Origin of the sequence: Blautia sp. HCP3S3_B11 (assembly GCF_052064435.1) — a bacterium.
Taxonomy (GTDB): Bacteria; Bacillota; Clostridia; order Lachnospirales; family Lachnospiraceae; genus Blautia_A.
The window spans coordinates 67,576-89,614 of the sequence record NZ_JBQHVP010000008.1 but is presented as its reverse complement, the minus strand read 5'-3'; the positions used below and the strand labels follow the sequence as shown (position 1 = coordinate 89,614).

Below are 22,039 nucleotides of genomic sequence, written 5' to 3'. Positions count from 1 at the left end.
TATTACTTTTAGGTTCAAATACAGAGGAAAGGAGCAGAGCATGAGTAGCGAAAAAATAATCGCATTGTATGAGAGACTAAGTCGTGAGGATGAGAACTTGGGGGAGTCGTACAGTATTCAAAACCAGAAGAAGTTGCTAGAAGATTTTTGTAGAGAAAAAGGGTGGACTAGGTTCAGGCACTTCACTGATGATGGAATATCCGGTACAACCTTTGAAAGACCGTCTTTTCAGGAAATGATTAGCCTTGTGGAAGATGGAGAAGTGGAAACGATTGTGTTAAAAGATATGAGCCGATTAGGGCGAGATTATCTTGTGGTCGGTCAGCTTCGAGAGTTCTTCCGTAAAAAGGGAGTACGGCTGATTGCCATTAACGATAACCATGACAGTTCCAACGGAGATGATGATTTTCTTGTGTTCAGGGATGTTATGAATGAAATGTATGCAAAAGACATCAGCAAGAAAATCCGGTCTACCTTTAAATCAAAAGGTAAGTCGGGCAAGCATGTGGCAAGCGTTACTCCATACGGTTATCTGAAAGATGAAAATGACGGTAATCACTGGATAATTGATGAAGAAGCTGCCGAGGTGGTTCGTCTGATATTTAAATGGACTATTGATGGTCTGGGTCCTTATCAGATAGCTAATTTATTGCAGGAGAAGAAAGTGGAAATACCGGCAGTACACATGGCACGCTTCGGACAGGGTAACAACAGGCACAAGCAAGTAAAAGACCCGTATGGGTGGGGTTCATCTACGGTGGTCGGCATTTTGAAGAAAAGGGAGTACTTGGGGCATACCGTAAACTTCAAAACGCAGAAGCACTTTAAGGATAAAAAGAGCCATTATGTATCGGAAGATAACTGGGTAATCTTTGAGAATACCCAAGAGGCAATTATAGACCAAGATACCTTTGATACGGTGCAAAAATTACGAGCAAATGTACGAAGATATCCGGACGGATGGGGCGAGCATCATGTACTTACCGGTCTTATGTATTGTGCTGATTGTGGTGCTAAAATGTATGTTCACAGAACGAGCAATGGCAAGAGAATTGCACAATATACCTGTTCGGCATATACCAAAGTTCCGTGCGGTACGCTATGCAAGACACAGCACAGAATTAACGAGTCCGTGGTGCTGGAACTGATAGGAGATATGCTGAAAGCAATTTTTGAAAGTGCCAAGTATGACAGAGCGGAGTTTTTGGAGACGATAACAACCGCACAGTCCTCACAAGAGGATGCAGAGGTAAAAAAGGTCAAGGCACGAATTAAAGTGGCTAGAAATCGCTGTGACGAGCTTGAGAAGTTAATCTGTCGTATCTACGAGGATAACATTCTCGGCAAATTGCCGGATAGCAGATATGAGGTTCTTGATAAGCAGTACGCAAAGGAGAAAGCGGAACTGGATGCAGAAATCACGGAGCTTGAGAAGAGGGTTGCAGAGTATGACGGAAACAGAAATTCCGCAAGCCGGTTCATGGCACTGATTGATAAATACGAGAAATTTGAAGAGCTTACACCGGCAATGATTAACGAATTTGTTGAGAAGGTGCTGGTGCATGAGCGAGACAGAAAGGGGAGCATTCAGACCACGCAGGAGATTGAGATTTACTTCAATTTCTTAGGTCGGTATGTACCACCGGCAATGGAAGTGGAACTTACACCGGAAGAGCAGGCGGAGATAGACCGAATTAACCGGATTAAGGATAAGAGGCATCAGCAGTATCTTCGCAGAAAAGAAAGTGGCTGGCAGAGAAAATATGAGGAGCGTGTGAAGAGTGAAAAGCGTGAGAAACTGCAAGCCATGAAAGAAGAAATCCGTAAGCAGGATAGGGAGAACGGAGTGTATGCAACGGTGGGAAGCCTTGCATTAAAACCGACAGTCGGAACGCCTGAATAGGATTTCGGAAAAAGCACTTGAGAGATAATCTTGAGTGCTTTTTTCATGCCCAAATTTCCAGAGGAAATGCAGGGCATACCGAAGAAGTTGAACAGTGCTACCGGCTGTGTGGTGGCAGTTTTCAACTCCTTCGGAGCAGAGTACAGAGGTGCAACCTTTGTCGGAGTTGAGAGGCAGAGCCTTCATCAGGTCAAGGGCGGAAGCCTTGCCCAGTTTATTGTCGTTTCGACAATAAGTACTGGGTATTACTTGTCGAAAAAATCTCAAGTAATTGGCTTCGCCACGGAAGTTAGTTGAAAGGAAAAAGAAGAAATGAGCAAAGAGAAAATGAGAGCTTCAAGGCACAACGGAAGAAGCGGAAAGCATGGTGTTTATGATGTAAAGCACAATGACAGAGACTTTGATGTAGCCAACAGTGAGCATATTGATGCCGAGAGAACGAAGCTGAATGTTTACTGGGACTGCTATCAGGGTTACTGTTTGAACGGTGATACATCGGAAAGGAAAATGACTTTCACGGGAATTGAAAAAGCATATTATTTTGAGCATTACGGAGACCATGTGGATGCACAAAATGAAAGAAATGAGAAAGCGGGTCACGCAGAACGGAACAGAACGACAGATGATGTTCTGAAAAATAATAAGACCTGTCCGGAAGAGAGTATATTGCAACTTGGTAATATTGATTGTTCAGTGACACCCGATGTATTGGCAAAAGTGGTGGCAGAGTTCTTTGAGGAATTTGAAAAAAGATATGGTAGCCATGTTCACATTCTTGACTGGGCATTGCACTTGGATGAAGCCACTCCTCATGTTCATGTAAGACAAGTCTATGATGCCCTGAATAAATATGGGGAGCTTTGTCCACAGCAGGAAAAAGCACTGGAAGAGTTGGGGTTTGAATTACCTGACCCGACAAAAAAGAGAAGTCGATTCAATAACCGGAAGATGTGCTTTGATGCAGAGTGCAGGAAGCTGTTTTTGGATATTGGGCAGAAGAACGGTGTGGAGCTTGAATATGAACCGGAATATGGTGGAGCAAGCTATTTGGAGAAGCAGGACTATATCATAGAAAATCAGCAGAAGAGAATTGCAGAGATGCAGGCGGCTTTGGATGACATTACCTTGAAGGTCTTGGATATGGAAAATATGGTGGAGCAGATAGCGGATGATGCCTATGAAAAAGCGTGTGAGGTCGTAGCTGATACAGTGGCAGAGCATACCAGAGAAGAAGATATAGCAGAGCTTCGCAGTTATAAAAAATGGCTGACTTCGGATGAGCGGAAAACTCCAAAAGACAAGAGAGATTTTGTGGGGAAGTGCCTTGACAACTTGGAAGCACGCTTTAGAAAAATGGCACAGGCAGTTGCAAAGAAAGTGCTGGGAGCTTTACAGAGTCCACAGATAAAGGAACAGAAAAAAGAAGAAATAAAGGAAAGGGCGAGAGTGTCTGTCAGAGAGAGGCTGGCAGAACATCAGAAGCAAGTGGAAATGGAAAAGCAGAGAAAAGCGGAACTTCCAAAAGTGAAAAAGCAGAAAACGGAAGAACTTGGATAGGAGGCTGTTATGAATGTTTTTGCAGTGGTAAAGGATAATGTTACCGCAAAAGATGTAGCTATGAGATATGGCATAAAAATCAATCGGAGCGGGCTGGCTTGTTGTCCGTTTCATAGGGATAAGACACCCAGTATGAAGATTGATAAGAGGTACTACTGTTTTGGTTGTGGAGAAACCGGAGATGCTACTGATTTGGTGGCAAAATATTTTGGACTTGCACCAAAGGAGGCTGCAATGAAGATTGCCTCCGACTTTGGTCTAAACTATGATGCAACCAACCGTCCATTACCAAAACCGGCAGTACCGCAGAAATCGAAAGAGCAGATATTGGATGAGGAACAGAAGAAATGTTTTAGGGAATTATCCGACTATTATCATCTGCTAAAGGAATGGAAAATAAAATATGCACCGAAGAGCATGGATGAAGAACTGCATCCGCTCTTTGTGGAAGCCCTGCAGAATATCAGCAGAGTGGAGTATCAGCTTGACACTCTTCTTGAAAAAGATATTCCTGACAGGGCTTTTGTTATTTCAGACATAGGAAAGGGGGTAAAGAGCATTGTCGGAAGAATTGAAGAGTATCGAAGAAGTGAGAGAGATGCTGGAGTGCACACAGCAGGGAAATGTAAGGCAGACTGCCGGTAATTATCGTACAGTTTTGCTCCATGACCCACATTTAGGCGGAGCATTCCGTTTGAATATGTTTACCGATAAAATCGACATTACAAGAGATTTGGGCTGGTATCGGGAAAGTGAAAATCTGACAGATGTTGATTTGAAATTCTTGGTGCTGTACTTTGAAAAGAATTATGGTCTGGCAAATGAAAAGAGAATTGATGATGCAATCAAGGTAGTGGCAAATGAAAACCGTTATCATCCGGTGCAGGACTATCTGAATGCCCTGCAATGGGATAAGGTGGAGCGTATCAGATATGCCCTGCATTACTTTTTGGGGGCTGAAATCAGTGATTATACCTATGAAGTGTTGAAACTCTTTATGCTGGGAACAATCGCAAGAGTTTTCCGCCCTGGCATTAAGTTTGAGGTTATGCTGTGTCTTGTCGGTGGGCAGGGTGCCGGTAAATCCACTTTTTTCAGATTTCTCGCCATGAAAGATGACTGGTTCACGGATGACCTAAAGAAAATGGATGACGAGAATGTATACCGGAAATTGCAGGGGCATCTGATAGTGGAGTTCCCTGAAATGGTAGCAATCCTGAATGCGAAGAATGTAGAGGATACCAAGTCCTTTATGAGCAGGCAGAAGGATACCTACAAAACACCGTATGACAAGCATCCGAAAGACCATAAGAGGCAGTGCGTATTTGCCGGTTCGTCAAATTCTCTTGATTTCCTGCCTATGGATAGGTCGGGGAACAGAAGATTTCTTCCTATTCAGTGCAATGTGAATGAGGCAGAGGTTCACATCCTTGATGATGAGAAAGTATCAAGAGAATATATAGCACAGATGTGGGCAGAGGCAATGGAGATATACAGAAGTGGTAATTATATGCTGAAACTGCCTAAAAAGACGCAGGAAGAGCTTTGTGAGTATCAGAAGAGATTTATGCAGGAAGATACCAAAAAGGAGCTTATTCTTGATTATTTGGAGCATTGCAAGGGCAATATGGTGTGTTCCCGATTGCTTTATGCAGAGGCACTGGGGAATGACGGAAGTCCGGCACAGTGGGAAATTCGGGAGATTAACGATATTATGAATAATTGTAGTGGCTGGATAGCATTTACTAATCCGAGATATTTCCCAAGCCCATACAACAGACAGAGAGGATGGGAAAAGCCCGACAACAAAGAGAGTGAATTTCAACCATTAACCGAAGAACAGATGCAACAGTTATCGTTGCCGGAAGAGTGGATGAAGTAAAAACTGCCCGGTAGATTGTCGGTCTGTTGTCGCTTCCGTTGTCGGGTTCGTTGTCGGTTCTATATTTCTATAATCCTTATATTTCCTACATTTTTTAGGGATAGATACAGTTCTGACAACGAAAGCAACGGAATATTTGAAAAAAAGAATAAAAGCAGAAAAGTAACTATAAATGATAAGGTTTAGGAGTTTTTAGGTGTCCGTTGTCGTTGCCCGTTGTCGAGAGATAGAGGCACTTCCTTATCGGGCATTAACAAAAAAGGAGAACAAACAAATGGAGAATAAAAAAACAAACACACCGGTAGCATTAAGAAAGCAGATAGGCGGTACAACCTATGTAGTCAGGGTGCATTTCAATGAGGATGCAAAGGAAAGCATGAAGGACAAGATAAAGAGGCTGATTGCTAATGAGGTCAGGGCTTCGTAGCACACTGCATAGGTCAAAAAGCATGTAGAATAATAGTATATATCATGATATAATTGATGGTGTTCGAGGAGAACGAAAATTTGAATTTTCTATTATCTTTCTTAGTTTTATTAGGATTCTGGCTTTGCGTTTGTTTACAACGCTCTGGGTTATGCCCAACCTCGCCCCGACTTCACGCTCGGAAAGTCCGTCAAAAAAGATTGCCTGTATCAGCTCCTGTTCACTATCCGACAGCAAAGGCAGGGCGGCTTTCAGCCTGTCCACCATGACCGCATTGACAACGGTTTCTGCAATGTCCACCGCTTCATCAGTGATAAAGTCCAGAGGATTCCCCTCGCTGTCCGTAAATCCGTCGAGAGATAGCAGTCTATTCTTTGTATCTAATTTTTGCAGATAACGCCACCGTTCCTTGTCACGGTAGAAGTCTGTGTATTGCTCCCTCACGACTTCAAGCAGACAGCCTTGAATGGGGATAAACAGCTTGTCCATATAGGTCTGGTCGGATTCCCTGCAACGGCAGAACTCCGTGTAGGATAATTCCACATAGCCGCCACTTTCTCTGATATATACCTTTCTTGGTGCATATTTCACCATAAATACCTCCCATCTGAATTTTTGAAATGTAAAAAATCCAGATGGAGAGGCGGAGAACGACACCGCATATCAGAAACAGCCCTACGGCACTTTCCAACAAAAATCGACAAAAGAAAAACCGCAAAGGCTCTGTGACCTTTACGGTTATAGGAAATAGTAATTCTATTGTATGGAGATTGTACTTCTACTTTCAAGGTGAGAAGTACCGTTGCACTGGCAGAAATTTTTTTAACTGGTTTCCTGCCGTTCTCTGATATGCTATGTATTGATAAATTTTGCTTCGTATGAGCAGATAGATAACTGCCCGAAAAAAGGACATAAAAAAATCCCTCCAAATTTAAAAACAAATTCAGAGGGTAATTTAGGGTATAACAAAATAACCCACCCGAATATCGTTTTTTTTATTTGGTGAGTTTGTTCTTTCAAATACGAAACAAATGCTCATGTACGGTAAAGTATCACAAGAAAATTATGTCGAATTGACAGCCGCCTCCGCTATACCGAATAAGGAAATAAAGAGTCCTCAAATTTTGCGCTACTAAATGAAGACGAGCGGAAGTAATCTCCCGCTCGTCAGTAAACTTAACTATGCCATATCAATCCCGCTTCTTTCCCGCCACCGGCACTAAGAACAGCGCGGGCAACAGCAGGAAAGCGGTACAGACCAGCCCCCAGGGTATGGACACCTGCTGGGCTACCAGCCCCACAATAGGCCCGCCGATGATCTGCCCGAAAGAGTCCAGCTGTCCGCTGGTGGAAAAGACTGTGGCGCGCATTTTCTCATCCACATGGTCGTTCATCCAGGCGGCCAGCACAGGCTCCTTGATGGTGCGCATAAGCCCCGCCAGCAGGAACACCAACAACATGAACCAAAAGCTCCGCCCTACCGCGAAGAGAACCAGGCACAGGATATACCCGGCACTGGTGGACATGACCACACTGGTTCGGCTGACAGTCCCTTTTTTCTCCATGCGGGCGATGAGCAACTGAGAAGCCAGAATACCTAAGCCGTTGCCGATAAGACTGATAACACCGAACCAAGTGACGCTGTTCAGCGGCCCGATAACGGGTATTACCGTGTCATCCAGAAAATGAGCGGTGGAGAGCCGGTCAAAGCCTTCACTGGCAAGTCCCCCGCATAGTGTGATTGCTAAGAGCGCCAGCAACACAGGTGCGCCTTTCACAAAGCCCAGGTTGAGCTTGAACAGGCAGACAAAGTCTTTAAGCAAGCCCTGCCGTTCCTCAATAGCAGGGGAGAAGTTGGTTTCTGGCATGATGCGAACCATCACCAGCCCCAACAACAAGCACAAACTGCCCCCCAAGATGACAGGCATTTGCAGGTTTATGTTTCCCAGCAGTGTGCCCAGCACCACGCCCAGAACGCCGCCGATTTGCCCCATTTGACTGCCCCGCAGGAACACCTTGTCTATGGGTTTGTCCTCTTCCTCCGAGGCAATCCACGCCTCCAGAGCGCCGGTGATGAAGGTATCACCGCAACCCCAGACAACCTGGGCCAGCAGAACCGGCGCGAACCACGGTAGCGCACCCTCCATCAGAAAGCCCAGGCCGTAGAGGAACATTCCAATCAGCACCGAGCGCCGACGGCTATACAAATCCGCCACCACACCGGTGGGTATCTCGAACAGAAAGCAGGAGGTCTCCAGAACCGTCCCTACCAGGACAAGCTGGAAAGCATCCAGCTGCACCACCTCCAGGTGGTACACGATGGAAAGCACTGTGGACATAGAAACCGCCAGGGAACAGACAAATCGGAACAGCAGGTAGACAGAATATGCCTTTGAATTTTTAGCAAACATGAAGTTACATTCTCCTTTCAAATCTCATTTTATATGACTTTTGCAAGCTGTTAAGCTAACTTGTGGAACATATGCCGAACCTTATCTATACGGCTATTCGGGCGGCGGGGTTGGCAAATAAATTTACCAATAGCTGGCTGGTATCCTTTTAACTCTGTCAAGCAGACTCCCTGCCCATTTGTGAAATAAGTTAAATCGTTCCTGTATTCTTGAATACATCTAGCAGGGATTTCTCCTTTCAGAATGACCTCGTCATTCTTTATCTGAGTACTTACAATATCTGCACAATACCTTGGAGCATCATGATACGCCCGTGAGAGATATTCCTGCGGTGCATAAATTTCAAAGTGGAGATATGGCTCTAATAGTTCTGTCCCTGCTTTTTTTAAAGCCTGCTCCAATACGATAGGGGAAAGCAGCCGAAAGTCTGCGGGGGTACTTACAGGACTATAATACAATCCATATTCAAAACAGATTTTACAGTCTGTCACTTTCCATCCATACAGCCCCTGCTCGCAGCCATAAAGAACCCCCTCCATAACCGCATTTTGGAACGATTGATTTAAATATCCAAGTGAAACTCTGCTTTCATACTGCACTCCGCTTCCAATAGGGAGCGGCTCTATGGACAACCCGACAGAAGCCCAGAAAGGATTTGGCGGGACTTCTATGTGGATGGTATATTCTGCTTTTCTAAGCGGTCTTTCCATATATATAACAGTAGGCTCTTTTATTTCTGCCTCCACATGATATTTTTCCTCAAGGATGGCACAAATGACTTCCATCTGCACATTCCCCAAAAAAGAAAGTATAATCTCATGCGTTGTAGTATCCACATAATATTTTAAAAGAGGGTCGCCATCTGAAATTTCTGTAAGTGCCCCAAGCAATATTTCCCGCTGTTCAGGTTTCTTTACTGCAATCGTTGTTTGGAGCATAGGGAGAGGATTTTCAATAAATTTTCTCTGCGGCAACAGCATTTCGTTCCCCAAAATACTGTTTAGCTGCAAAACATCATTTGGTAAAATTACAATATCACCAGAGCAGGCTGTATCGGATGGATATAATTCACCGTTTGTCGGAACACACATCTCTGTGATTTTTATTTTCTCTTTTTCAGATATTCTAATAACATCCCTCAAATGCAATGTTCCGCTATATATACGCACATAAACAAAACGCCGCCTTTTCTCTGAATATTCAATCTTAAAAACCTGCCCGCATAATTCAGATTGACCTTCAGGCGTTGATGAATAAAATTTACTGGCAATCACTTCTATAAGCTGCCGAATCCCCAGATTGTTTTTAGCGCTTCCGTGATAAACGGGAAATAACGTTCCGTTTTGGAATCTCCTGTTTTCTTCCTGTTCCAGTTCTGACATTTTAAACGGTTTCCCTGACATATATTTCTCTAATAGTTCATCGTTTCCCATAATTACCGCATCCCACTGTTCCATATCGTCATTGTCCGTTACATTTATATGGGGATGCTGCCCAACCTTTTGCTTCACTATAATTTCCGAAGAAAGCTTTGCTTTCATTTCCCGATATACCATTGGCAAATCAATCCCCTCTTGGTCAATTTTATTGATGAAAAAGATTGTCGGAATCTTCATTGTCTGTAGTGCATGAAACAGTATACGGGTCTGTGCCTGTATGCCATCCTTTGCAGAAACTAATAATACTGCTCCGTCTAAAACGGATAAAGAACGGTATACTTCCGCCAAAAAATCCATATGGCCTGGCGTATCTATAATGTTGACTTTTACATCCTCCCACTGAAAAGATGTCACTGCTGTCTGGATAGTGATTCCCCTTTGACGCTCCAAATTCATTGTATCTGTCCTTGTTGTGCCTTCATCTACGCTCCCTAGTTCTGCAATTGCACCACTGGTATATAATAAACTTTCCGTTAATGTTGTCTTTCCTGCGTCAACGTGAGCCAGAATGCCTAAGTTAATTATTTTCATGTGATTTTCCTCCTATCAACACCCAAAAAAGGGCATAAAAATACCCAGTGATAAATACTCCTATCACTGGGTAAATAACTCCAATAGCCCCAAAACACTTATATGTTTTCGGGCATATAAAATTACATGATAAAAGTATTCTTAAACTGGGTACAAAAAACTAAGCCCCATATTAAAAGTGAAACGGGACTGCTACTTTTTGTTCCCACTATCAAATTGACAGTTTATTTAAGAATACCTTGCCGCATATTTATTAACTCCTTGTATAATACTGAATCTAATTATATTCCTTAACCCTTTATTTGTCAAGCTGACAAACTAAAGCAGAAAAAGCGGCAGGATTTCCCCCTGCCACTAATCATCTGTTTATGCAAAAATAATTTCCTTTTCCACAATCTCCCTCGCACAAGCCCTTATGTTATTGAGGCATCCTGTCCATTCTAAGGCGTTTTCTGCCTTTAGCTGTTCCGTTATGCCCTGTGCCTGTTTCATACCCTCTATGAGCCTTTCAAAGCGTTCCTGTGCCTGTCTGTTGATGTCGGCAAGGTAGGCGTTTAGCCTGCCGCTTGTAAGAAGATTGGTGTATGTAACTTTACGGTACTGTTTTAGATAATCTAAATGCCGTTGCCCCCAGATGCCTATTGCCTGTTCTTCTTCGGCGGGTACAGTTAAGCACGGTATCAAATAATCCCCTTGCCTTTCGTATTTGCCGCCCAGTTCCTCAAATAATGATTGTACAATAGACAACTATTTATCTTTACCGGAAGGAAATACATATCCAACAATAGAGGAACTATTGACACATACTTCAGGCTATAAAGGATATTATTTAGAAAGTCCTATGGTTTCTAACTTTTTTAATGGTAGAAATGATTTTTATGGTGTTACAAAAGAAATGGTTTCTGACAAAGCAGGAAACTTGAATATGAATAAAGCAAGTTATGATTTCGTATATTCTAATTATGGTTATGCAGTATTAGGACTTGTTCTTGAGTCAGTATATGAAACGGAATATACAAGCTTGTTAAATGATTTTGCACAAAATGAATTATGTTTAACCTCAACACAGATTTCTGATAAAAGCGGAGACCTTGGAAAGTATTGGGATTGGAAAGAAGGCGATGCATATTTGTCAGCGGGAGCTGTCACATCAAATATTGAGGATATGCTTTTATACGCACAGATGCAACTTGAAGATAATTCATATTTTTCAGATTGCCATAATAGCCTGAAAAGCATTAATGCATCAACCGAAATGTATAAAACCATGGGTATTCATATGGATGAGATAGGAATGTCTTGGATTCTTGATAGTAAGAATAACATCATATGGCATAATGGTGGTACAGGAAATTATAATAGCTATCTTGGTTTTAATCCCGAAACAGGTACAGCTGTTGTTGTGCTTTCAAATCTCGCCCCGAATTATAGAGTCCCAGCTACTGTATTAGGTGTAAAATTGTTATTAGAACTTGATAATGAGAAGTGAAACTTTCAGTTTGGGCACGAGTTTGCCAGTAATCAAAAGTGAATAAAAATGACTTTAGAGCCATTGTAGAGAGATAAATCTACAGTGGCTTTTTTCGTGCAATAAAATGGCAGGGGTACTAAAAAGTCCTTGACATTTCGTCTCAGGAAAGACAGCGAAATCAATCTTGATTAGCTGTGGTGCGAGGTTAGCACCATTTGATATTAAGGAGCTGCGTGACCTTATGGAATATGACGAGCTGGAGCTTGATACGCTGGGAGAGGAAAAGACGGCATTATTCGTTATTATCTCTGATACCGATGCCACATTTAATTTTGTGGTATCAATCATGTATTCACAGCTCTTTAACCTGCTTTGTGATAAAGCAGATGATGTTTATAACGGAAGGCTCCCAATTCATGTGCGTATGCTCCTTGATGAGTTTGCGAACATCGGGCAGATTCCACAGTTTGAGAAGCTGATTGCTACAATCCGTAGCCGTGAAATATCAGCTTCTATTATTTTGCAGTCAAAATCCCAGCTCAAGGCGATTTATAAGGACAATGCTGACACCATAGAGGGCAACTGTGATACCACCTTATTCCTTGGAGGAAAGGAAAAGACCACGTTAAAAGAATTGGCGGAAGTATTGGGTAAAGAGACAATTGACCTTTATAATACCTCGGATACAAGAGGTACGAGCCAGTCCTATGGTCTGAATTATCAAAAGACCGGAAAAGAGCTTATGAGTCAGGATGAGATAGCGGTCATGGATGGCGGAAAATGTATTATGCAGCTTAGGGGCGTGAGACCTTTTTTCTCAGATAAGTTTGATATAACAAAGCACAGGCGGTACAAAGAGCTGTCCGATTTTGACCCGAAAAATGCCTTTGACATTGAGGACTATGTGAAGCATCTGCATCGCATGAAAGTTACGCCAGACACAGAGGTAGATGATGCCTTTGATTGTGGAGAAGTTGAGGGCGATACAACGAAATAGCGACTTTTGGACAGAATGTCTAAAGGTGCAGAACTGATAACTGAATATGGAACCATTAACCTCTGGACATTGTGTCCAGAAGAAAAAAGAGTTTTGTTGTGTATGCTGATACATCTCAAAACTCTTTCTTTTTGAAAAAATTAAGAGAAAGAACGAGGTAGATTAAAATGTCATTTTTTACAACAGCAGTAACAGGATTAAAGACGGTAGTAACCGCAATCGGAGCAGGTGTAGGCGTGTGGGGAGTTATCAATCTCCTGGAGGGTTATGGTAATGATAATCCCGGTGCAAAGTCGCAGGGTATCAAACAGTTCATGGCTAATTAAAGGGAACAAAAAGAAAGGAAAAGCACAATCCAGACGGTATCAGCGGCAGTCTACAAGAATAAATTGTGATTACACAAGATTGGTGCTATAATAAGAGAAAAGTTCCTGCCGGGGCAGCCGCCCCGGTGGTATGGATAGAAAGGCAGGAAAACAATATGCACATCAGCTATAAACCACTCTGGCACACACTGTTAGAGCGTGATATGAGGAAAGAGGATTTAAGGCTTGCCGCCGGTATGACAACGAATATGATTGCCAACATGAGCAAAGAGGGAAAGCACATCAGCATGGATACATTAGCCCGTATCTGCGAAACGCTGAATTGTGAGATTACCGATGTGATTGAGTTAGTACCAGACGAGCCTGCTTCCACAGGAGGTAAGGAACATGAGCGAATTGAAACCAAGAATAACGGAAAACGGAATTGATTATATCCTTGTTGGGGATTATTATATCCCAGATTTGAAGCTGCCGGAGGAACACCGCCCTATCGGAAAGTACGGACGGATGCACCGGGAATATTTAAGAGAAGTCCACCCAGTCAGATTGAACACATTGATATTGACCGGAGAGCTATGGACATATCTTGCAGACCTGAACAAACAGGCACAGGAACGGTTAGACACCATCATGGAGCAGATGAAAACTGCCGAGGGCGTAACCGAGGAATTAAAGCGTACCTGTCAAATGGAATGGGTGCAGCATTGCAATAACATTCACAACCGGGCAGAAGAAATTGTTTTGCATGAGATGATTTATTCATAAGGGTATGATATAGGGAAACGATATCTGAAACATGGTATCGTTTCCTGTATTTATAGATATTTGTGTAGCAGAAAACAGATGTAAGGTTGACATTACAAGCGAAAACACATATAATTTTATTATAATATTAACCTTACTTTTGGAGGAACTATGAAAAACAGAATAAAAGAATTGCGGGAACAGCGAGGGCTGACGCAAGAGCAATTAGGAGAACTGGTTGGAGCTTCAAGGCAGGCGATAAATGCCATAGAAACAGAAAAATTTGAACCATCTATCTGGCTTGCATATGATATTTCTAAAGTGTTTGAGTGTGCCATTGAGGATGTATTTTTATTTGATGTAAGTTTGAGAAAATCAAGAGCTGACAGCAGCAGACAGGAGGTAAAAAGTGGCAACAAGATTTCTTCGCTATGACAGCGACCCTATATTGAGAAAAAAATGTAAAGCTGTCCTAAAAGTTGATGATAAAATCAGGCAGCTCTTAGATGATATGCTTGATACATTACATGAAACAGAAAATGGAGCTGCACTGGCAGCAAATCAGGTTGGCGTTTTGAAACGGTTGGTTGTCATTGATTTTAACGACACACGATTAAAACTTGTAAATCCGCAAATAATAAGCCAAAGCGGTGTGCAGGAATGTGTTGAGGGATGCCTTAGTTTCCCGAACCGTTTTGTAAAAACAATTCGTCCGCAAAAGGTCACGATTCAGGCACTCAATGAATATGGAGAGGAAATTATAGTTGACGGAGAAGATGAAATGGCAAAATGCTTCTGCCATGAGCTGGAACATCTGGATGGTATGATTTTTTTAGATAAAGCGATTGAAGAACTTTCTGCTTTGTAGTGCAAATTGATAGATGCCGTTTCGGAAAAAGAAAAAGGGGTCTTATGAGCAAGGTTATTATGATGTGCGGCGTATGTGGTTCTGGAAAGACTACTTACGCCAAGAAAAAAGAACAGGAAGGATATATCCGACTTTCCATTGACGAAGAAATGTGGAAACTTTATGGAAGAAAGGGAATTGATTATCCGGAAGAACAATATGAAAAATTGTCAGAGCAGGTGGAAGCTGCGCTTCAAAAAAAGCTGCTATCCCTGATTCAGCAGGGAAAAGATGTTGTGATTGATTTTAGTTTCTGGAGTAAGGAAAATCGGAATGTTTATAAAGAACTGATTCAAAAAGCAGGCGCTGAAACGGAGCTTGTCTATATGAAAGCCAGTAAGGAGCTTTTGCAAAAAAGACTATATAAAAGGAATCAGGTCTTAAATGCCAATTCACCGTTTGTGATAACAGATGAACTATTGGAACATCATTATCACGCATTTCAGGAGCCATGCGGCGAAGGAGAAAAAGTAATTTTGCAGAAAGAGGATATTATGCAATATTCAAATTTCAACTGAATAATCCCAGCACAAACCGCTGCTACATGGAAGCTAACAAACCATGCAACAGCGGTTTTTCTTTACCGTTTTTTCCTCTGGCTGATAGGCGTTCCCATTTTCTTTGATTTTTTGAGAATCCGAATGAGCCAGCGAAATTCTTCGTCTGACAGATTTTTATAGTTGATACCAAGCTGCTTGCAGTAAAGAACAACCAGCTTTTCATCCCGACTGCCTTTGAAATTTTCGACAGCTTCCAGATTTTCTTTCAGTTCATCGGCAACGGTGATCTGGGGCGCACTCTCACTGTCCTTTTTGTGGGCTTCCCGAATATCCCGGATAATAAGGTTGAGGTCATCCAGAACCATATGGCTGAAATATTCATCATCACTGATATGGGCGGCTTGCAACACTTTCAAATGGGGGTCGTCTTCGCCGGGGCGATACCGTTCAATGATTTCATGCCGGACGGTATCGACAAGGGCGTTGAGGTTCTGAATCTGCATGGTGGCAATCCCATCCACATAAATCTCAATGTCCGCAAGAAACTTGATAAAGTCCTTATGGGTGGCAAGTTCGCAGAGCAGACGGTTGTTAATCCGACCGCTTTTCAGAAGTGCTACCATCTCATCACTCAAATGCAGCTCACTTAATGGCGTGTTGATCTCCGCCCGGTTCTCTGTCCGGCAAAAGAGATAATCGAGGGACACCCCATAAAAATCTGCCAGCAGGATAAGGTTGCCATGATTGATTTCCTTATAGTCATCTTTTTCATAACTGCCAAGAGCCGATTTTGAAATACCCGTTTGCTCAGCCAGTTCTTCCAGTTTTAATCCTTTGTTTAATCGTAAATCTTTTAGCCGTTCCTGTATTGTAGTAGCTCCGTTCATTGAAGCAGTTCCCCCTTTCTAACGACATTTATAACCGTTGAATTGATTATACCATATCAATTCCGCAATCGTGGAAATTTCTGATTTTTACCCCTAATTCCTACTTTGTGGACATACGGCACAGGGCACAAAAATGTTCTATGATACAGGTAGTTCATCGATGGATTATTCCAATCGAATGACCAGCCTGTGTGGGATATGCTTCCCCGGCGATGTAGTGCCATGACTTTTGGCAGGGATATGGAGGAACCCTGACCGAAACGAGCGTACCAAAGGGAGCGATACGCCGCTGTGAGATTCAGGGGAGGAACGACACCGGGGAGAACTGGCGAACTGACACCGAAATACGACAATTTGATAGGGGGATAGTCTACCCTATCGCTGATACTTCGGGAGATTTTAGGCGGCTCTATGGCTGTAATTTTTCCGAAAATCGCCCCGAAACCATACACAAAAACGGGAGGAAGCGCAATATGCCGAGAATGAGCAAAAAGAGGAAGCATGAGCTTTCCTTTTACCTCAATGACCGGGGGCGTGTCACTTACAACGAATTATGCAGGAAATGCCAGCATGGGTGCAGGCAGAGCTTCCGGGCGGTTGTGATTGACTGCCCCCGTTATTTATCCAAACGAGCAAAGAAAAAGGAGGAACACACCGAATGAATTTTGAATTTATGACGATAGACACACCATTGCCGCCCTGTATGCCCTTTCCCATAGCGTTGACAGGATTTCCAGTCAGCAGCACCGCAAAGGTCATGTACTGCCGGATGCTGGACGATATGCTGTCCAAAGGACAGGAGGACGAGAACGGAATCCTGTTTGTGTGCTTCCCTGTCACAGCCATTGCCGCAGTCCTGTCCCGCAGCCCCATGACGGTCAAGCGTTCTTTGAATGAACTGGAAACCGCCGGACTTATCATGCGGGTGCGTCAGGGCGTTGGAGAACCAAACAGGATTTATGTTCTGATACCGGGAAAGGAGGACGCTGCCCTTGCCTGATACCTCAAAGCTGGAAAAACTCAATCGGGAGTTGGAAAAAAGCGAAAAGAAACTGCGGAAAGCCATCAATGATGAAAAGGCATTGCAGCACCAGTTGAAACAGCTTACCCGAAAGGAACGGACGCACCGGCTCTGTACCCGTGGCGGTATGCTGGAAAGTTTTCTGCAAGAACCGGAACGTCTGACAGATGATGATGTCATGCTGTTGTTGAAACTCATTTTTCACAGACAGGACATGCAGGAACTATTGAAAAAACTGCTGGAACGGGAGAAGCCGGAAACCCCTTAGTTTACTAAGGGCGCAATTATACACCACCCAAAGGTTGGTGCATTGCGTTCTCCGAAGGCTCCTTGCCGGAGGGCTGTGATTTTTCGCAGTCATGGTCTGCTCCAAATCATACAGGGGACGCTACGCTTCCCCTGCGCTGGCTACCGCCAGCTACCCTTTTGTGGACTTGTCATCTGGGGACACCTTGCGTTGCAAGCTGTTCCCAGCCGACAAGTTTCATAAAATATGCTATCTTTTCGATAGGCAATAAAGTATAATAAAGTCAGCAATAAATCGGAATTTTACGGTCAGTAAGGAATGCGTAAAGTTATATGATTGTATTATAAGCGATTTGTTAAATTTTTATAACCACTTGTATTTGCCTGCGATTTATGGTATAATATTTTGAAATTTAGAAAGAGGTGGGAAGATGATTAACTTTTCTTGCAAATAAAATCAAAATATGCGGTAGTGCTATACTTTGGCATTATTGTGTCTATTGCAAGAAAGTTATATGTCTATCTTACTCAATATAGTGCTGTTGCCACTTTTGCTTAGTGGTGTTATTTTATGCTATGACGAGCTGCAAGGATAAACTTTCTTGTGGCTCTTATTTTGTTTTGGAGGTGCTTTATGAATAGTGCAGAACAGATAGTTACACATGATTCACTCCGTATAGTGTCGGTTCCTTTTGGTGAAATCTATACGTAGTAAACATTCACCGAACCGACTTTGTATCGTATGACATGCAAAGGAGGATAATATTTATGTCAATGATTAAAATTGAAAACCTTACGTTTTCATATCCGACAAGTTATGATAATGTTTTTGAAAATGTCAGTTTCCAGGTTGATACCGATTGGAAGCTTGGTTTTGTGGGTAGAAACGGACGAGGTAAAACAACCTTTCTGAATCTTCTGCTTGGGAAATATGAGTATAGTGGAAAAATCCTATCATCCGTACAGTTTGATTATTTTCCTTATCCCGTTTCAGATAAGAATCGTATTACAGAGGATATATTGCAGGAGATTTGCCCACTTGCGGAAGAATGGGAACTTATGCGAGAACTTTCTTATCTTGATGTTGATGTCGATGTGCTTTGGCGACCTTTTGAAACACTTTCCAACGGAGAGCAGACAAAGGTTTTGATTGCCGCTCTTTTTCTTAATGAAGGGCATTTCCTACTGATTGATGAACCTACCAACCATTTGGATGCCAAAGCGAGAAAAAGTGTGGCGGCATATCTGAAAAAGAAAAAGGGATTCATCTTAGTTTCTCACGATCGTCGCTTTCTTGACGATTGTGTTGACTATATTCTATCGATTAACCGAGCGAATATCGAAGTGCAAAGAGGAAACTTTTCATCATGGATGTCAAATTTTGAGCGACAGCAAGAATTTGAACTGGCTCAGAACGAACGTTTGCAAAAGGACATCAGACGATTACAGCAGTCGGCAAAACGCGCTGCAGTATGGTCTGAACGTGTAGAAGCTTCCAAAATTGGGGCAGCAGATAAAGGTTATGTCGGTCATAAAGCCGCCAAAATGATGAAGCGTTCAAAATCTATAGAAGCGAGACAACAACAGACAATCGAACAAAAATCAGCATTGCTGAAAAATATGGAAACCGCAGAAGCCCTCAAGATACAACCGCTTAATTACCATACAGATTTGCTTGCATCATTATCGAATGTAGTAGTTTATTATGATGGCATTTCAGTTTGTGAACCCGTTTCGTTTGAAATAAGACAGGGAGAACGCATTGTGCTTGATGGAAAGAACGGCAGTGGCAAAAGTAGCCTGTTAAAGTTGGTAGTCGGGCAGTCCATAGATTATACGGGTACAGTAACACTTGGCTCTGGGCTTGTAATTTCTTATGTGCCACAGGATACATCGTATTTATGTGGAACCCTTTCCGAGTTTGCAGAAGAAAACAACCTTGATGAAAGTTTGTTCAAGGCAATTCTTAGGAAAATGGACTTTGAGCGTGTACAGTTTGAAAAGGATATTAAAGACTTTTCTGGCGGGCAAAAGAAGAAAGTCCTAATTGCGAAAAGCCTTTGTGAAAAGGCACACTTGTATGTATGGGATGAACCGCTCAACTTTATTGATGTGTACTCACGTATGCAGATTGAACAACTCATAACGGAGTTTGCCCCGACCATGCTCCTGGTAGAACATGACAGTGTTTTTCGAGATACTGTGGCAAGTAAAATTGTGAATATCTAAATTGGTTCTTCCGCAATTTTACGTTTTTCGCTTTAATAAAAATGGAGAATGCTGATTTACACTGGCATTCCAGTATTGAAAAATTACAAAATACGGATAATTGCGTAAGAACCTCTAAATTAAAATAATTGTATGGGTTAATTCCAGCTTTACAGAGACTCAAATTCCAGTTTGTAGAATTAAGAAAATCGTAATTTGTGGAGGTAAAATATAGATGAATCAAGGTAGAATTATTGTAATCACAGGTGCGCCGGGGACAGGAAAAACTACAACGGCATCTGCTGTTGCAAAAGAATCAGATTTGGAAAAGTCTGTGCATATGCACACAGATGACTTTTATCATTATTTGAGTAAAGGGGCAATACCACCGCATTTGCCAGAATCAAATGAGCAAAATTTGATTGTCATTGAAGCGTTTTTAGAAGCTGCGAAGCGATATGCTCGTGGTGGATATGATGTAATTGTTGACGGTATTATCGGACCGTGGTTTTTAAAGCCGTGGCAAAGTCTTGTTCGGGAACATTATGAGGTGCATTATATTATTTTAAGGGCAAGTAAGGAAGAAACCTTGAAGCGAGCTGTTGAACGCTCAAAGTTAGACCGAAAGACAAATATCGAATTGGTAGAAACCATGTGGGAGCAATTTTGCAATCTGGGAATATATGAATCGAATGTTATAGATACGACCACTTATTCCATTCAAGAAACTGTTTCCGCAGTACAAGAAAAAATCGCAAGTAGGGCAGCGTTGTTGTCTTAGATTGTTTTGGTGCAATTCCAGTTTGTTAGCTTTACATCGGGTCAACTTGTCCCGAACTTTTACAACTAAATACCCGCCGCTCACACAGTGGCACACCGAGCAGGAAATCTGAAAAAGGTCTCCTGCTTTTTTTCTGCCCAAAATGAGGTGGTAAAACGCCACCCCATCCACCAATTAGCGAAAGGAGGGACACGAAATGCCTTGTCCACACAACGAAATCACGATTGTTCAGCGCAGCCAGCGGCAGTCTGCGGTTGCCGCCGCTGCTTACCAAAGCGGCGAAAAGCTGTTCTGTGAATACGACCAGCAAGTAAAGCACTACCCGGAAAAGCGTGGTATCGTCCACAATGAAATCCTGCTCCCGGCAAATGCTCCACAGGAATATGCAGACCGCAATACTTTATGGAATGCCGCCGAAGCGGTGGAAAAGCAATGGAACTCCCAGCTTGCAAGGCGGTGGGTGCTTACCATTCCCAGAGAGATACCGCCCGACCAGTACGCTGTCCTTGTACGGGAGTTTTGTGAACAGCAGTTTGTTTCCAAAGGCATGATTGCTGATTTTGCCATCCATGACCCCCATCCGCCGGGACACAATCCCCACGCCCATGTCCTGCTGACCATGCGGGCAATGGATGAACATGGAAAATGGCTTCCCAAGAGCCGCAAGGTTTATGACCTTGACGAGAATGGGGAACGGATAAAGCTGCCGTCCGGCAGGTGGAAAAGCCACAAGGAGGATACGGTGGACTGGAACGACCAGAAGTATTGTGAAATCTGGCGGCATGAATGGGAGGTTATCCAGAACCGCTATCTGGACGCCAATGACCGCCCGGAGCGTGTGGACTTGCGTTCCTATGCCAGACAGGGGCTTGATATAGTCCCCACTGTCCATGAGGGGACTGCTGTCCGGCAGATGGAAAAGCGAGGTATCCAGACGAATATCGGCAACCTGAACCGGGAAATCAGAGCCGCCAACCGCCTGATGAAGTCCATCCGGCAGCTTATCCAAAACCTCAAAGGCTGGATTACCGAGCTGGGAGAAAAACGGAAGGAGCTGCTTGCACAAAAGGCGGCGGAGGAAGCGACACTTCTTCCCAATCTGCTGATGAAGTATATGGAGATACGAAAGGAAGAACGGAAGGACTGGACAAGGGCTGGACAGAACCGGGGAACTTCACAGGACTTAAAGGCAGTCAGCGAAGCCCTGTCCTATCTCCGGCAAAAGGGGCTTTCCACTGTGGAGGACTTAGAAGCGTTTCTGGAATCTTCCGGGAAATCAGCCGCAGATTACCGCAATCAGATGAAGCCAAAGGAAGCCCGGAGCAAAGTGATTGACGGGATTCTTGCCAGCCGGACAGACTGCAAGGAATGTAAGGCTGTCTATGAGAAGTACCAGAAGATATTTTTTAAGAAAATAAAGGGGAAATTCAAACAGGAACACCCGGAGGTTGCCCGGTATGAGAAAGCCGCTGACTACCTTGCCAAGCACCCGGACGATAAGGATAAAACGAAAAATGAGTTGCAACAGGAGCAGGAAACGCTTCTCAGCGAAATCGCAGAGCTGAAAGTACCACTGACCGAGGTACAGGAGGATTTGAAGAAGCTGCGGGACATCCGCTACTGGGTACGGAAAGCCACACCCGGCACAGAGGAAAGCAAAGAGCCGCCCAAGAAGCAGCCCATCAAAGAAGTCTTGCAGGATAAGACTGACGAGAAAAAAGCACAAAGAACCGCCCCGGCACAGGAGAAACACAGACAACAGGATATGGAACTTTAACAGGCACTTGCCATTTTCAATTAG

The 22,039-nt window shown here is 43.2% G+C and carries 24 protein-coding genes and 1 pseudogene; 20 read left to right on the top strand and 5 right to left on the bottom strand.

Translation table 11 applies throughout. From position 1 onward, the window contains the following. Positions 1–40 precede the first annotated feature (40 nt). The 6 genes from ACTNC0_RS07775 to ACTNC0_RS07750 all read left to right on the top strand — a co-directional run bounded on the left by ACTNC0_RS07775 (position 41) and on the right by ACTNC0_RS07750 (position 5,769). Positions 41–1,903, top strand: coding sequence for a recombinase family protein (locus tag ACTNC0_RS07775; RefSeq protein ID WP_441086924.1), 1,863 nt, complete (start codon positions 41–43; stop codon positions 1,901–1,903). Positions 1,904–1,933: 30 nt separating this feature from the next. Continuing rightward, the gene (locus ACTNC0_RS07770) at positions 1,934–2,200 is read left to right on the top strand and encodes a hypothetical protein (protein ID WP_441086923.1); all 267 of its coding nucleotides are present in this window, start codon (positions 1,934–1,936) and stop codon (positions 2,198–2,200) included. Positions 2,201–2,215: 15 nt separating this feature from the next. Continuing rightward, positions 2,216–3,460 (top strand): serine/arginine repetitive matrix protein 2, encoded by a 1,245-nt coding sequence (locus tag ACTNC0_RS07765; protein ID WP_441086922.1) that lies wholly within the window; start codon positions 2,216–2,218, stop codon positions 3,458–3,460. A gap of 9 nt (positions 3,461–3,469) precedes the next feature. Then, positions 3,470–4,105, top strand: a complete 636-nt coding sequence (locus tag ACTNC0_RS07760; protein ID WP_002592618.1) for a CHC2 zinc finger domain-containing protein — start codon at positions 3,470–3,472, stop codon at positions 4,103–4,105. Continuing rightward, positions 4,059–5,342 (top strand): virulence-associated E family protein, encoded by a 1,284-nt coding sequence (locus ACTNC0_RS07755; RefSeq protein ID WP_002592617.1) that lies wholly within the window; start codon positions 4,059–4,061, stop codon positions 5,340–5,342. The genes ACTNC0_RS07760 and ACTNC0_RS07755 overlap by 47 nt, the downstream gene beginning before the upstream one ends. Positions 5,343–5,616: 274 nt before the next feature. Beyond that, entirely contained in the window at positions 5,617–5,769 is a 153-nt protein-coding gene (locus ACTNC0_RS07750; RefSeq protein ID WP_080633429.1) for a transposon-encoded TnpW family protein, read from the top strand. Between the two features lie 42 nt (positions 5,770–5,811). On the opposite strand, the gene ACTNC0_RS07745 is transcribed toward ACTNC0_RS07750, so the two are convergent. From ACTNC0_RS07745 to ACTNC0_RS07730, 4 genes are all read right to left on the bottom strand, one after another. Beyond that, positions 5,812–6,360 (bottom strand): sigma-70 family RNA polymerase sigma factor, encoded by a 549-nt coding sequence (locus ACTNC0_RS07745; RefSeq protein ID WP_441087005.1) that lies wholly within the window; start codon positions 6,358–6,360, stop codon positions 5,812–5,814. Positions 6,361–6,959: 599 nt separating this feature from the next. Beyond that, positions 6,960–8,180 (bottom strand): tetracycline efflux MFS transporter Tet(40), encoded by a 1,221-nt coding sequence (gene tet(40) / locus ACTNC0_RS07740; protein WP_024407615.1) that lies wholly within the window; start codon positions 8,178–8,180, stop codon positions 6,960–6,962. A gap of 50 nt (positions 8,181–8,230) precedes the next feature. Next, on the bottom strand, positions 8,231–10,150 hold the full coding sequence (gene tet(O) / locus ACTNC0_RS07735) for a tetracycline resistance ribosomal protection protein Tet(O) (RefSeq protein ID WP_117477955.1): 1,920 nt from the start codon (positions 10,148–10,150) through the stop codon (positions 8,231–8,233). Positions 10,151–10,516: 366 nt separating this feature from the next. Beyond that, the gene (locus ACTNC0_RS07730) at positions 10,517–10,891 is read right to left on the bottom strand and encodes a TnpV protein (protein ID WP_013291955.1); all 375 of its coding nucleotides are present in this window, start codon (positions 10,889–10,891) and stop codon (positions 10,517–10,519) included. Positions 10,892–10,946: 55 nt separating this feature from the next. Here ACTNC0_RS07730 and ACTNC0_RS07725 point away from each other — a divergent pair, with 55 nt between their 5' ends. The 8 genes and pseudogenes from ACTNC0_RS07725 to ACTNC0_RS07690 all read left to right on the top strand — a co-directional run bounded on the left by ACTNC0_RS07725 (position 10,947) and on the right by ACTNC0_RS07690 (position 15,113). Next, entirely contained in the window at positions 10,947–11,639 is a 693-nt protein-coding gene (locus tag ACTNC0_RS07725; protein WP_010073961.1) for a serine hydrolase domain-containing protein, read from the top strand. A gap of 142 nt (positions 11,640–11,781) precedes the next feature. Continuing rightward, positions 11,782–12,618, top strand: a pseudogene (locus ACTNC0_RS07720) (VirD4-like conjugal transfer protein, CD1115 family); the annotation flags it as partial. A gap of 167 nt (positions 12,619–12,785) precedes the next feature. Next, positions 12,786–12,944: a Maff2 family mobile element protein gene (locus tag ACTNC0_RS07715; RefSeq protein WP_066548971.1), complete on the top strand. Its 159-nt coding sequence runs from the start codon at positions 12,786–12,788 to the stop codon at positions 12,942–12,944. Positions 12,945–13,099: 155 nt separating this feature from the next. Further along, positions 13,100–13,372 carry a helix-turn-helix domain-containing protein gene (locus tag ACTNC0_RS07710; protein ID WP_002593556.1) on the top strand — a complete coding sequence of 91 codons (273 nt, stop codon included), beginning with the start codon at positions 13,100–13,102 and terminating at the stop codon, positions 13,370–13,372. Next, positions 13,332–13,709, top strand: a complete 378-nt coding sequence (locus ACTNC0_RS07705) for a TnpV protein (protein ID WP_173877592.1) — start codon at positions 13,332–13,334, stop codon at positions 13,707–13,709. Before ACTNC0_RS07710 ends, ACTNC0_RS07705 begins: the two co-directional genes overlap by 41 nt. A gap of 150 nt (positions 13,710–13,859) precedes the next feature. Next, positions 13,860–14,123, top strand: coding sequence for a helix-turn-helix transcriptional regulator (locus ACTNC0_RS07700; protein WP_173877593.1), 264 nt, complete (start codon positions 13,860–13,862; stop codon positions 14,121–14,123). After that, positions 14,098–14,556 carry a peptide deformylase gene (def, locus tag ACTNC0_RS07695; protein ID WP_173877594.1) on the top strand — a complete coding sequence of 153 codons (459 nt, stop codon included), beginning with the start codon at positions 14,098–14,100 and terminating at the stop codon, positions 14,554–14,556. The genes ACTNC0_RS07700 and def overlap by 26 nt, the downstream gene beginning before the upstream one ends. A 44-nt stretch (positions 14,557–14,600) precedes the next feature. After that, positions 14,601–15,113 carry an AAA family ATPase gene (locus ACTNC0_RS07690; RefSeq protein WP_173877595.1) on the top strand — a complete coding sequence of 171 codons (513 nt, stop codon included), beginning with the start codon at positions 14,601–14,603 and terminating at the stop codon, positions 15,111–15,113. A 62-nt stretch (positions 15,114–15,175) separates the two neighbouring features. Here ACTNC0_RS07690 and ACTNC0_RS07685 read toward each other — a convergent pair whose 3' ends face one another. Beyond that, a complete protein-coding gene (locus ACTNC0_RS07685; protein WP_173877596.1) occupies positions 15,176–15,982 on the bottom strand; it encodes a helix-turn-helix transcriptional regulator in 807 nt (268 codons plus the stop codon). 473 nt (positions 15,983–16,455) lie between these two features. Between ACTNC0_RS07685 and ACTNC0_RS07680 the strand changes: the two genes are divergently transcribed. From ACTNC0_RS07680 to mobQ, 6 genes are all read left to right on the top strand, one after another. Continuing rightward, positions 16,456–16,644 carry a hypothetical protein gene (locus ACTNC0_RS07680; protein ID WP_005930722.1) on the top strand — a complete coding sequence of 63 codons (189 nt, stop codon included), beginning with the start codon at positions 16,456–16,458 and terminating at the stop codon, positions 16,642–16,644. Further along, on the top strand, positions 16,641–16,982 hold the full coding sequence (locus tag ACTNC0_RS07675) for a DeoR family transcriptional regulator (protein WP_173877597.1): 342 nt from the start codon (positions 16,641–16,643) through the stop codon (positions 16,980–16,982). Before ACTNC0_RS07680 ends, ACTNC0_RS07675 begins: the two co-directional genes overlap by 4 nt. Then, positions 16,975–17,271, top strand: coding sequence for a DUF3847 domain-containing protein (locus ACTNC0_RS07670; RefSeq protein ID WP_173877598.1), 297 nt, complete (start codon positions 16,975–16,977; stop codon positions 17,269–17,271). The genes ACTNC0_RS07675 and ACTNC0_RS07670 overlap by 8 nt, the downstream gene beginning before the upstream one ends. A gap of 746 nt (positions 17,272–18,017) precedes the next feature. Then, complete coding sequence (locus ACTNC0_RS07665; RefSeq protein ID WP_002584327.1) at positions 18,018–19,478, top strand: Lsa family ABC-F type ribosomal protection protein; 1,461 nt, start codon at positions 18,018–18,020, stop codon at positions 19,476–19,478. 214 nt (positions 19,479–19,692) lie between these two features. Continuing rightward, positions 19,693–20,238 (top strand): AAA family ATPase, encoded by a 546-nt coding sequence (locus ACTNC0_RS07660; RefSeq protein WP_002584326.1) that lies wholly within the window; start codon positions 19,693–19,695, stop codon positions 20,236–20,238. A gap of 196 nt (positions 20,239–20,434) precedes the next feature. Next, complete coding sequence (mobQ, locus tag ACTNC0_RS07655) at positions 20,435–22,015, top strand: MobQ family relaxase (RefSeq protein ID WP_002584325.1); 1,581 nt, start codon at positions 20,435–20,437, stop codon at positions 22,013–22,015. Positions 22,016–22,039 lie beyond the last annotated feature (24 nt).